This window comes from Pseudomonas sp. UBA6699 (assembly GCF_002454615.1).
Classification (GTDB): Bacteria; Pseudomonadota; Gammaproteobacteria; order Pseudomonadales; family Pseudomonadaceae; genus Aquipseudomonas; species Aquipseudomonas juntendi.
Map to the genome: position 1 here is coordinate 16,339 of NZ_DKJF01000012.1, position 13,273 is coordinate 29,611.

Consider the following 13,273-nt stretch of genomic DNA (forward strand, 5'->3'; position numbering starts at 1 on the left):
CGGCAGGGGCATAGCCTGCGGTTTACAACCCCTCCAGCTCCGCCATCAGGTCACTTAGCCGATCGACCTTGTCGTCATCCAGCGCACTGCCCTGCAGCCCCTGCACGTACTCGGCCAGCTCCGCCACGGTACTGCACTCGAACATCGCCCTCAGCGGCACGTTCAACTGCAACTGCTTCTGCACCCGCGAGGCTATCTGCGTGGCCAGCAACGAGTGCCCGCCCAACTCGAAGAAGTTGTCGTGCACCCCGACCCGCTCAGCCTTGAGCACCTCGGCCCAGATACCCGCCAGTACGTCTTCCAGCTCATTGCGCGGTGCCTGGTAGGCCTGGCTGTGCTGGCCACCGATGTCGATGGCTGGCAGGGCCTTGCGGTCCAGCTTGCCGTTGGCATTGTGCGGCAGGCTGTCGAACCAGCCCCAGTGCAACGGCACCATGTACTCCGGCAACTCGGCGCGCAGGCGTTGCTTGATCCGCTCCAGCAATTCAGCGTCCCCGGCAATGCCCTGGTGCGCAACCAGGTAACCGACCAAGTGCTTGCCATTGGCACCCTCCTGCACCCCCACGGCAGCATCGCGGATTTGTGCCTGTTCGTGCAGGCGCGCCTCGATCTCGCCCAACTCGATGCGATAACCGCGAATCTTCACCTGGTGGTCGATGCGCCCAACGTACTCCAGCACACCGTCCGGGCGCTGCCGCGCCAGGTCGCCAGTACGGTACAGGCGCTCGCCCGGCGCACCGTACGGGTGCGGGATGAAGGCCAGCGCCGTGCGCACCGGGTCGCCAATGTAGCCACGGCCAACGCCGGTGCCAGCCACGCACAGTTCACCCACCGCGCCCAGCGGCACCAGTGCCTGATCGTCCCCGCACAGGTACAGGCGGTTGTTGTCGGTCGGCGTGCCGATCGGCAAATAGGCGCCTTGAGTCGAGGCAGCATCGACCCGGAAGAACGCCACGTCATCCGAGCACTCCGCCGGGCCATAGGCGTTCACCAGCCCCACCTGCGGGTAGCGCTGCAGCCACTGCGCGGCCAGCTCCGGTGGCATGGCCTCGCCGGTTGGCAGCATCCAGCGCAGGCTATCGAGCGCCTGATGGTCGTTGGCCAGCATGCCCTGGATCAGCGATGGCACGCTTTCCAGCACGGTGATGCCACTGGCCTGCACATGCGCCAGCAGGCCCTGCGGATCATGGGCGATGGCGTTCGGCACGATCTGCACGGTAGCCCCGAACAGCGGCGCAGCCAGGAACTGCCACACGGAAATGTCGAAACTCTGCGACGCCGTCTGGGCTATCACATCCTGCTCGCTGAGGCCCAGGTAAGGCACCTTGCTCAACTGGTTGTTGAGCATGCCGCGCTGCTCGACCATCACGCCTTTGGGCAGGCCGGTGGAACCTGAGGTGTAGATCACGTAGGCCAGGTTGTCCGGCCCGCTGTGAATCCCAGGGTTGTGGCTGGCGACCTGGCTGGCCTGGATTTCCTCCCACACCAGCAGTTGCGGGCGCGCCTGCGCGGGCAGCGCACTCAACAGTTGCCGCCCTTGCTCGGCACAAGCGGCGCTGCACACCAGCACCGGCGTGCGGCTGAGCTCGATGATGCTTTGCAGGCGCGCCGCTGGCAGGCCAGGGTCCAGCGGCAGGTAGCCGGCGCCGGCCTTGAAGCTGCCAACGATCATGCCCAGCAGCGGCAGGCCGCGCTCGGCCAGCAGCGCCACCGGCTGGTCGACCTTCACGCCGGCCAGGATCAGTGCGTGGCCCAGGCGGTTGGCGGCCAGGTTCAGACCGGCATAGTCGTAGGCGGCTTCCAGGCAGCGGGCAACGACACGCTGCGGGTGCGCGGCCACTTGCGCTTCGAACTGGGCAACGTAGCTTTGCTCCAGCGGATAAGCCCGTTCGGTGCTGTTGCAGTCTTCCAGCAGGAAGCGCTGCTCTTCGGCGCCCAGCAACGGCAGTTCGCTCACCTCCCCGGCAAAGCCCTCTACCAGCGCCAGCAACAGCCGCTTGAACTCGGCCAGCAGGCGCTCGACGGTCGGGTAGTCGAAGTAGCGCTGGTCGAACGACAGGTGCAGGCCCAGGTCATCGCCGGGGTAGCACACCGCCGTGAGCGGGAAGTTGGTGTGGGTACGGCCCGAGTCGGAGCTGGCGTTCAGGTGCTGCGCATGGTCGAGCACGGCGGTTTCCACCGGGGCGTTCTCGAACACGAACAAGCTGTCGAACAGCGGCTGGCCCTTGGGCAGTTGGCTGCACTCCTGGATCGCCACCAAGGGCAGGTACTCGTACTCGCGCAGCTCCATGTTGCTTTGCAGCAGGCTGTGCAACCACTGGCGCACGCTGCAACGCTCCCCGGCCAGCGGCAGGCGCACGCGCAACGCGACGCTGTTGATGAACAGGCCCACGGTGCGCTGCATCTGCGGCATGCTGACCGGGCGGCCGGCCACGGTCACGCCAAAGGCCACGTCACGCTCGCCACTGTAACGCGCCAGCAGCAGGGCCCAGGCCGCCTGGGCAAAGGTGTTGACGGTCAGCTGGTGCGCCTGCGCCAGTTCGCGCAGGCGCACGCCCTCGCTCACCTGCAAGCGGGTATGGCAGTCGCCCACGACCATGCCGCTGCCGGCATGGTCATGGCGCAATGGGCGGTCACTGGGCAGCGCCGTGGCGCGCTCGAACCCGGCCAGGTTGGCCTGCCACCAGGCCCGCGCATCGTCCAGCCCCTGGCGTTGCAGCCAGCCAATGTAGTCGCGGTAACGCGGCGGCACCGGCAACTGCGCCTGGCGGCCCTCGCCAAGTGCCTGGTAAACCTCGAAGAAGTCGTTCATCAACAGCGAGCGGCACCAGGCATCGATCAGGATGTGGTGGTTGCTCATCATGAACCAGTAGCGCTCGTCTGCCACGCGCACCAGGCGCAGGTGGAACGGTGCCTCGCTGAGCAAGGCAAAGCCCGCCTCGCGCTCCTGCTTGTGCAAGGCTTGCAGGCGTTGCTCCTGGGCAGCCTCGGCAAGCCCGCGCCAGTCCTGGTAGTCGACGGCCAGGTCGCCCGGCTTGTGAATGATCTGCAACATCGCCTCACCGCTGTTCCAGCTGAACGAGGCGCGCAGGGCTTCGTGGCGCGCCACCACGACCTGCCAGGCCTGGGCGAAGCGATCAGGGTCCAGCGCACTGTTGATGCGGTAGCGGTCCTGCATGTAGTACAGGCCGGTGCCCGGCTCCAGCAGGGTATGCAGCAGCATGCCCTCCTGCATAGGGCTCAGCGGGTACACGTCCTCGATCTGCGCTGCCGGCACCGGCAGGGCGTCGATCTGCGCTTGCGTCAGGTGCGCCAGCGGGAAATCCGAAGGGGTGAAACTACCATTGCCCTCGGCCAGGCAATGCTCCACCAATGCCAGCAGCTCCAGGCGGTACGCTTCGGCCAGCGCGGCAATGGTCTGCCTGTCGTAGCGTTCGGCGCTGAAAGTCCAGCGCAGCTGCAAGGCGCCGCCATACACCTGGCCATCGACACTCAGCCAGTTGGGCAGCGGCGCGTCGGGGTCGTGGGCCAGGCCGGCCGGGGCATCCAGCGGCTGGAACAGCGCCGCGCTGTCGAACTGCTGGTCGAACTGGCCCAGGTAATTGAAGGTAATGCGTGCCTGCGGCAAGGCCGCCATCTCCTCGCGCCCGGCGGCGTCCGCCAGGTAGCGCAGCACGCCGTAACCCAGGCCTTTGTGCGGCACCTGGCGCAGCTGCTCCTTGATGCGTTTGATCGAGCCTGCCCGCGCGGCGTCATCCTCACCGGGCACCGGGCGCAGGCTCAACGGGTAGGCATTGGTGAACCAGCCCACGCTGCGGGTCAGGTCCATATCCTCGAACAGCCCATCGCGGCCATGGCCTTCCAGCTGCACCAGCACGCTGTCGTCCCCACTCCAGCGGCACATGGCCCGCGCCAGCGCGGTCAGCAGCAGGTCGTTGACCTGCGTGTGGTAGGCAGCCGGAGCCTGTTGCAGCAACTGCCGGGTCTGCTCGGCGTTCAGGCCGGTCGCCAGGGTTAGCGCGTGGCGGTGCAGGTTACCGCCCTGCGGGTGATCGCAGGGCAGCTCACGGCGGGCACCCCCCAGTTGGCTTTGCCACCAGCCCAGCTCGTCACGCAACGAATCGCTGCCGGCATAGCTGGCCAGGCGCGCGGCCCAGTCGCCCATGGCATGAGTCTTGGCGGGCAGTGGCTGGCCACGGTACAGCGCCTGCAAGTCTTCCAGCAGCACACGCCAGGACACACCATCGACCAGCAGGTGGTGAATCACCAGCAGCAGGCGCTGGTGGCCTTGGCCGTCCGTCACCAGCAGGCCGCGCAGCAGCGGGCCCTGCTGCAGGTCGAGGCTGCGCTGCACATCGCTGTACAGCGCCTGGCAATCGGCAAAATCGGCGACGGTGGCAGCCCACAACAGCTGATCCTCAGCCGGCTGGGTGTAGGCAGCCTGCCAACGGCCCGCGGCGGCACTGAAACGCAGGCGCAGGCTGTCGTGGTGCTGCACCAGCGCGGCCAGCGCCTGCTCCAGCATGGCTTTATCCAGCGGCTGGCGCAGCGCCAGCAGCAGCGCCTGGTTCCAATGCTGTGGCTGCGGCACCTCGCTGTCGAAGAACCAGTGCTGGATCGGCGTCAGGCCAACCTGGCCCTCGCGCAGCCCTTGGTCGATGCTGCTGTGCGCTTTGCTCTGCCTTGCCACAGCGGCCAGCGCCTGGATGGTCTGGTGCTGGAACAGGTCGCGTGGCGTGAACTGCAGCCCGGCCTGCCGCGCCCGGCTGACCACCTGGATCGACAGGATCGAATCGCCGCCCAGTTCGAAGAAGTTGTCCTGCACCCCCACCTGGGCGACGTTGAGCACCTCACCCCAGATCTGCGCCAGCCGAGCTTGCACGTCATCGCCAGGGGCCTGGTAGTGCTGGCGGGCGTGCTCAAGGTCCGGTAGCGGCAGGGCGCGGCGGTCGAGCTTGCCGTTGCCCATCAGCGGCAGGCTGTCGAGCAGCACCAGGTGCGCAGGCACCATGTAGTCTGGCAAGTGCTGGCGGGCCTCGGCCTTCACGGCTTCGCGCAGGCGGTGCTGCGCCTCGTTGTCGGCTGCGGCCTGCTGGCACACCAGGTAGCCCACCAGTTGCTTGCCGCCTGGCAGGTCGAGGGCCAGTACCACTGCCTCGTCGACATCGCCGTGTGCCTGCAGACGGCTTTCGATCTCGCCCAGTTCGATGCGGAAACCGCGAATTTTCACTTGCTGGTCGGCGCGGCCAACATACTCGACCAGGCCATCGGCGCCCAGGCGTACCAGGTCACCGGTGCGGTACAGGCGCCCACCTGCGCTGCCGAACGGGTCGGCAACGAAGCGCTCGGCGCTCAGGCCCGGGCGATCGTGGTAGCCCTGGGCCAGGCCGGCGCCGCCGACATACAGCTCACCGATACCCCCTTGCGGCAACAGCGCCAGGTCTTCGTCGAGGATGTAGGCCGTGCGGCTGCCGATGACCTGGCCGATCGGCACACTGCCCAGCGCTGCGGGCAGCACCTCTGGCGCCAGGCAGGCCAGCGGCATGACCACGGTCTCGGTCGGCCCATAGGCATTGAAGAACTGCTGGGGCGCGAATGCCTGGCGAATACGCTGCAGGTGCTCACCGGTCAGCGCCTCGCCACCGGTGATCACCAGGCGAACCGGCAGCTGCTCGCCCTGGCCGCCCAGGTATTGCGCCAGTTGGCTACCGTAGCTTGGGGTAAAGCCAAGGATGCTCACCTGCTGCTCGCGCACCAGTTGGCAGATGTCCTCGGCGCCCCACTGCCCCTGGGCACGCAACACCACCCGCGCACCGCACAACAGTGGCACCCACAGGCGCTCGCTGGCGGCGTCGAAGTTGATCGAATAGAAATGCAGCTCGCAATCGTCGCTGCGCATGCCGAACGCGGCGCTCACGGCCTGGCAGTGCATGGCGAATTCGCCATGGCTGACGACCACGCCTTTTGGTTTGCCGGTGGAGCCGGAGGTGTAGATCAGGTAAGCCTGGTGCTGCGGCAGGCTGAGGTTGTCCAGCGGCGCAGCGCTGTAGGCCGCCAGGCTGGCTGCGTCGTCTTCCAGGCTCCAGCGCGCCACACCTTCGGGCAATTCGCCCAGGCTTTGCAGCAGCTCGCGCTGGCTCAGCAGCAGGCCGATACGGCTGTCCTCGATCATGTAGCGCAGGCGGTCGAGCGGGTATTCAGGGTCCAGTGGCACATAGGCGCCGCCAGCCTTGAGGATGGCCAGCAGGCCGACCACCATTTCCAGCGAACGCTGCAGCGCCAGGCCCACCCGCACCTGCGGCCCGACACCCCGTTCGCGCAGGGCCCGGGCCAGGCGGTTGGCGCGCTGCTCGAGCTCGGCATAGCTCAGGTGCTGGCCGGCGAAGGTCAGCGCCCCGGCCTGCGGCGTGCGTGCGGCCTGGGCCGCGAACAACCCGTGCAGGGTCTGCCCGAGGCCCAAGTGCGGGTCGCCCTGCAACTGGCCCAGCAGTTGCTGCTGCTCGCTGCTGCTCAGCATCGGCAGCTCGCACAGGCGCTGTTGCGGGTTGTCGAGCAGCCCGACCAGCAGCTGCTGCCAGTGTTCGGCCATGCGCGCGATACGCGGCTCATCGAACAGGTCACGGCTGTAGGTCAGGCAGCAGCCCAGGCGGCCATCCAGGTCGGTCACTTCCAGGTACAGGTCGAACTTGGTGGCGCTGGCGTCGTTGACCAGGTAATCCACCTGCATGCCGGCCAGGCTGCGGCTTTGCTGGAAGGCCCAGCGCTGCACGTTGCACATCACCTGGAACAACGGGTTGTAGGCACTGCTGCGTGGCGGTTGCAGGGCCTCGACCAGTTGATCGAACGGCAGGTCCTGGTGCGACTGGCCTTCGATGGCAGCCTGGCGCACCTGCTCCAGCAAGGCGCTGGCGCTCATCTGCCCATCCAGTTCGCAGCGCAGCACCTGGGTATTGAGAAACGCGCCGATCAGCCCTTCGCTTTCCGGGCGGATGCGGTTGGCCACCGGCGCACCGATGCGCAGGTCACGCTGGCCACTGTAGCGGTGCAGCAAGGCAGCCAGGGTGGCTGTCATGGTCATGAACAGGGTCAGGCCACGCTGGCTGTTGAAGGCATGCACGCGCTCGACCAGGGCCGGGTCGAGCTCGAAGCGGTACAGCCCGCCCCGGTGGCTTTGCACCGCCGGGCGTGGGCGGTCGGCGGGTAACGCCAGCACCGGGTGCTCGGTGCCCAGGCGCGTTTGCCAATAGGCCAGTTGGCGAGCGCCCTCGCCGCGTTCCAGCCATTGCCGTTGCCACACGCTGTAGTCCAGGTACTGTACCGGCAGTGGCGCCAATGGCGACTCGCGGTCGTCGACAAAGGCCTCGTACAGTTCACCCAGCTCGCGGGCGAAGATGTCCATGGCCCAGCCTTCGGTCACGATATGGTGCAGGGTCAGCACGAAGAAGTGCTCGCGCTCTGCGGCCTTGACCAGGCAGGCGCGCAGCAGCGGGCCGCGCTCAAGGTCGAACGGCTGGTGCGCCTGGTCATCGGCCAGCTGTTGCAGGCGGTGCGCACGGGCAGCGCCGGGCAAGGCGCTGAAGTCCTGCCAGTGCAGGTGCAGGCCGCTGTCTTCGGCCACGCACTGGTAGGGCACCCCGTCGATGCTGGGGAACGTTGTACGCAGGGCTTCGTGACGCACGATCAGCGCATGCAGCGCCCGCTCGAACGCCTCGACGTGCAAGGTGCCGCGCAAGCGCGCCATGCCGCCCACGTTATAGGCCGGGCTGTCGGGCTGCATTTGCCAGAGGAACCACATGCGCTGTTGCGAATAAGACAGCGGCACCGCCTGGCGGCGGTCTACGCGGGCGATCTGCCCTTGCAGGTTACGCTGGCCATTGCCCTGGATGCGGGCTACCTCGGCACAGAATGCGCCCAGCTCGCTGGCCTCGAACAGGGCCTTGAGCGGCAGCTCCACGTCGCACGCCTGGCGCGTGCGGGAAACGATCTGTGTGGCCAGCAGCGAGTGGCCACCCAGGGCGAAGAAATCATCGCGCAGCCCCACACGGGGCAAGTTCAGGACATCGCGCCAGATGCCAGCGACCTGCTGTTGCAGTGCTGTTTGCGGCTCGACGTGCTCACGCTGCTGCCACACCGGGGCCGGCAGCGCCTTGCGGTCGACCTTGCCGCTGGGGCCCAGGGGCATATGCGCAAGGGCAATCAGCTGCGCCGGCACCATGTACGCCGGCAGGTGCTCGGCCAGTACCGTCAACAAGGCTTCGGCCTGGGCGCTGCCGCTGTAGTAGCCAACCAGTTGCGCGCCGACCGCATCGTTGTGGACCAGCACCAGCGCCTGCTCGACACCCGCTTGCGCCAACAGGCAGGCCTGCACTTCTTCAGGTTCAACGCGCAACCCCCGTACTTTCACCTGCTGATCCAGGCGCCCGAGGTATTCCAGCGCGTGCAGCTGAACCTGCCAACGGGCGCGGTCACCACTGCGGTACAGGCGCTGGCCATTGCCATCGGCCTGGGGTACAAAACGCTCGGCGGTAAGCCCTGGGCGCCCCAGGTACCCACGGGCCAGGCCCGCACCGCCCAAGTACAACTCACCCGGCACGCCGGGTGCGGTGAGTTCGAGTTCGTCATCCAGTACCCGGCACAGCACGTTGGCCAGCGGTCGGCCGATGGGCGAACGCTCGCCGTCCGTGGCCTGGCAATGCCAGTGAGTGACGTTGATGGCGGTTTCGGTCGGGCCGTAGCGGTTGTGCAGCTGCACGTGCGGCAGCAGTTGCAGCACCCGGTCGCGCAGCGCCGCCGACAAGGCCTCGCCCCCGGAAAACACCCGGCGCAGGCTGGCGCAGCCCGCGGCCTGTGGTTCCTGGACAAACACCTGCAGCAGTGGCGGCACAAAATGCAGGGTGGTCACGCCATGCGCCTGGACCAGGGCCGCAATGCGCTGCGGGTCGCGGTGCTCGCCAGGGCCGGCGAGCACCAGCCTGCAGCCGGTGATCAACGGCCAGAAGCACTCCCACACCGACACGTCGAAACTGATCGGCGCTTTCTGCAGCAGCACATCCTCGTCGCCCAACCCATAGGTGGCTTGCATCCAGTGCAAGCGCTCGGCCAGCGCCGCGTGAGTATTGCCCACGCCTTTGGGCTGGCCGGTGGAGCCGGATGTGTAGATGACGTAGGCCAGGTTGTCACCTTGCAGGTGCAAGCCGGGGGCCTGGCTGGGCCAGCTGTCCAGGTGCAGCTGGTCGAGGGCGATGGTGCTGACGCCATCCACCTGTGGCAGCTTGCCCACCAGCCTGCTGTGGCTGAGCAACAGGCCAGCATCACAATCGGCCAGCATGTACGCCAGTCGCTCGGCGGGGTAATCCACGTCGAGCGGCACGTAGGCGCCGCCGGCCTTGAGAATGGCCAGCAAGCCGACCAGCAGTTGCGGCGAGCGCTCGAGGGCGATGGCGACGCACGTGTCAGGACCGACACCTTTGTCGCGCAGGTAGTGGGCCAGGCGGTTGGCCTGCTGGTGCAGTTCGGCGTAGCCCAGGCTGCCACCCGCCCATACCAGGGCGGTACGTTGCGGGGTCAGGCGGGCCTGCTCGTTGAGTTGCTCGACCAGCAGTTGCTGCGGCGCGGCGGCTTCGGCCTGGCCCCAGCCCAACAACTGGCGCCGGCCCGCCTCGTCGAGCAGTTGCACCTCGGCCAGGGCCAGGTCGGGCGCGGCGCACACTTGCTCCAGCAGTGCCAGCAGCTGCCCGGCCAGGCGCTGGATGGTGCTGGCCTCGAACAGTTCGTCGGCATAGTCGAACGCCAGGCTCAACCGGCCCTGATGGTCCTCTTCACTGTGCAGCTGCAGGTCGAACTTGGCTTCGCGGCTGTGCCACGGCAACTCTTCGGCCAGCAGGCCTGGCAGGCGGCGCAGTGCCGACAGGTCGCGTTGCTGGTGGTTGAACATGACCTGGAACAGGCCCTGCTCGCGGGCTTGCGGCAAGGCCTCGAGCAATTGCTCGAACGGCAGGTCCTGGTGGGCCTGGGCCTGGAGCGTGGCCTGGCGCACCTGCGCCAGCAGTTGGCTGAACGGCATGCGGCCATCGAGTTGCGCGCGCAGCACCTGGGTGTTGATGAAGAAGCCGACCAGGCCTTGGGTTTCCAGGCGCGGGCGGTTGGCATTCGGCACGCCGACGCGGATCTCGGCCTGGCCGCTGTAGCGCTGCAACAGTGCCTGCCAGCCGGCCAGCAGGACCATGAACAGGCTGGCCTGCTGCGCCTGCGCCAGGCCCTTGAGGGCTTGGCTGAGCGTGGCGGGGACCTTCACGCTGAAACGCGCAGCACTGAATGTGCGCTGGTTGGCCCGGGGTTGGTCGGTGCACAGGTCAAGCACGGGCAGTTCGCCACCGAGCTGGGCCTTCCAGTACTGCAGTTGGCGTTCGGCTTCGCCGTCGGCCAGCCACTGCCGCTGCCAGTTGCCGTAGTCCGCGTAGCCCAGGGGCAGCGGCGCCAACGGTGCCTCCAGGCCCTGGCACTGAGCGGCATACAACTTGGCGAATTCATCGAGCAGGATGTTCAGCGACCAGCCGTCGGCCACGATGTGGTGCAGGGTCACCCACAGCTGATGGTCTTCATCGTCGAGCCAAGCCAGGGTCACACGCAGCAACGGGCCTTGCGTCAGGTCGAACGGCTGGCAGGCCTCGGCCTCACGCTGGGCGGCGACCTGCTCGGGGGGCTGGCCTGCGAGGTCCAGGCGGGCCAGGCTGAACGGCTGCTGCGGCAGAATACGCTGCAGCGCCTGGCCGTTTTCTTCAGCGAACACGGTACGCAGCGACTCGTGGCGCGCCACCAGCGCCTGGAATGCGGCCTGCAGGGCGCTAGCGTCCAGTTCGCCACGCAGGTGCAGGCCGGCGGGAATGTTGTAGGCCGCGGATTGGGGTTGCAGTTGCCACAACAGCCACAGGCGGTTTTGCGCCAGCGACTGGGGCAGCGCCTGGGCGCGTGCCAGGGGCGCGATAGCTGTGGGCTGGGCAGCGCCTGCACCGATGAGCGCAGCCACCGCGTTGCTGTAGTCGGCCAGCACCGGCGCCTCGAACAAGGTGCGCAGGCCCAGGTCGATGCCCAGTTCGTCGGCCAGCCGCGCCGTGGCCTGGGTAGCGGCGATGGAGTTGCCGCCCAACAGCAGGAAATGGTCATCTGCCGCTACTGCCTGCACCTTGAGGGTGTCGCGCCACACCGCCGCGATGCGCGCCTGCAAGGCATCGCCTGATGCCTGGGCAGCAGCAGCGGCGCTCGGCTCGGGGAATTGGGCATAGCAGTCCAGGCTGCCCTCGGCCATGCGTACGCGGCAGGCCGAACGCTGCAGCTTGCCGCTGGAGCTTTTCGGCAGCGCGCCCGGGTTGAGCAGCAGCACCACCGCCGGCGCCTGGCGGCAGGCATCGGCGATGACCTGGCGCAGGGTGTTGATCAGCGCTTGTGGTTGGGTGGCCTTTTGCACGCTGCGGCTGATCTCCACCGCCACGCCGATGCCCTCCTCGCCCTGATGCTCGACGGCGAACACCGCCACCCGGCCCTTGCGCAGTGCCTGCACTTCACGCTCGAGGGTTTTTTCCAGGTCTTGCGGGTACAGGTTCTGCCCACGCACGATCAACATGTCTTTCAGGCGCCCGGTAACGAACACCTCGCCTTCACGCATGAAACCCAGGTCGCCGGTTCGCAGCCAGGTCTGCCCGTCCATTTCGACGAAGGTGCGCGCGCTGGCTTCGGGGTTACGCCAGTAGCCCGAGGCGATACTCGGCCCGCCGGCCCAGATTTCCCCCACCTGGTTGTCGCCCAGCCGTTGCAGCTGTTGCGGCTCGACAATGCGTACCGCGTGCCCCGGCTGCGGGAAGCCGCAACTCATCAGCACGCTGCCGGTACCGGGCTCGGCGCGGTTGGCGGCCAAGGCGTCGGCATCCAGCGCAAGCGCGGGGATACCCTGGCCACGGCGGCTGCCGCTGACGAACAAGGTTGCTTCGGCCAGGCCGTAGCTGGCGAAAAAGCTCTGGGGGTCGAAGCCGCAGGCCTGGAAGGTGTCGGCGAAGCTCGCCAGGCTGTCCTGGCGGATCGGCTCGGAGCCCGAATAGGCCACGCGCCAGCGGCTCAGGTCGAGCCCGGCCAGCGAGGCCTCGCTGACCCGCTCGCTGCACAGGCGGTAGGCAAAGTCGGGGCCGCCGCTGATGGTGCCGCCGTAGTCGCTGATGGCCTGTAACCAGCGCACGGGCCGGGCGAGGAAGTAGCCGGGCGACATCAGTACGCAAGGCACACCGCTGAAGATCGGCTGCAACAGGCCGCCGATCAGGCCCATGTCGTGGTACAGCGGCAACCAGCTGACGATCACGTCGTCGGGGTTGAGGTCGATGCCAAAGCCGCTGCGGATGAGTTGTTCGTTGGCCACCAGGTTGCCATGGCTGACCTGCACGCCTTTGGGCAGTGCGGTGGAGCCGGAGGTGTACTGCAAGAAGGCGATGTCCTGGCTGCTGAGGGCAGGTTCCTGCCAGGTGTCGGCCAGGGCGGGGTCCAGGCCATCCACTGCCAGCAACGCGGGCGCCGCCTCGGCGGCAAGTGCTTCCAGGCCCTGCAGGCTGTCGTGCAGCGCCGCCACGGTCAGCAGCAGGCGCGGCTCGGCGTCGGCGATGATCGACAGCAGGCGTTGCTGGTGGTGCTGGCGGGCAGACTCTGGCGGGTAGGCCGGCACTGCGATCACGCCGGCGTACAGGCAGCCGAAGAACGCCACTACGTAATCCGGCCCACTGGGAAACAGCAACACCGCGCGGTCACCGAAGCTGGCGCGTGCCTGCAGGGCGGCGGCGATGGTGCGCGCGCGCTGGTCGAGCTCCCGATAACTGAGCACAGCCTGCTCGTGCGGGGCGTCGGCGAGAAAGCGCAGGGCAATCCTGTCCGGGGTCTGCGCGGCGCGTTGCGCCAGGGCCTGGACCAGCGAGAGCGGGAGTTCGAAGGCGTCCGTCATGGGGTGTTCCTGCCAGTATCTGTTGGGGCGTGCCGACTGCGCCGCGGACATGGGCGGGCAGCGGTTGGCGGCCGGGGATGTACACAGGGGAACGGATGGGCGGCGGGAGAAATTAGCGGAGCTGGCGGGGTCGGCGGATTGACGGGTATGCCATGACGGGGGGGTCGCCTGGGAGACCGAGCGCCGCCCGCGCGGCGCATCGCGAGCTGCGGTCGCTGCTTGTATGTTGTGACTGGCCTGGCGGGAGAAGATATTCTCGTCAGGCTGAAGAAGCACTTCCGGGGAGGCCGATCGCTC

Annotated in this window: 1 protein-coding gene; it reads right to left on the bottom strand. The window is 67.7% G+C overall.

Features of this window, described 5'->3' with window-relative positions; translation table 11 throughout:
• Positions 1-22: 22 nt before the first annotated feature.
• On the bottom strand, positions 23-12,976 hold the full coding sequence (locus B3361_RS02255; protein ID WP_286920060.1) for a non-ribosomal peptide synthetase: 12,954 nt from the start codon (positions 12,974-12,976) through the stop codon (positions 23-25).
• Between the last annotated feature and the right edge of the window lie 297 nt (positions 12,977-13,273).

Coding starts and splice junctions, on each gene's coding strand:
- B3361_RS02255 (WP_286920060.1), bottom strand. CDS start 12,976: ATGACGGACGCCTTCGAACTCCCGCTCTCGCTGGTCCAGGCCCTGGCG.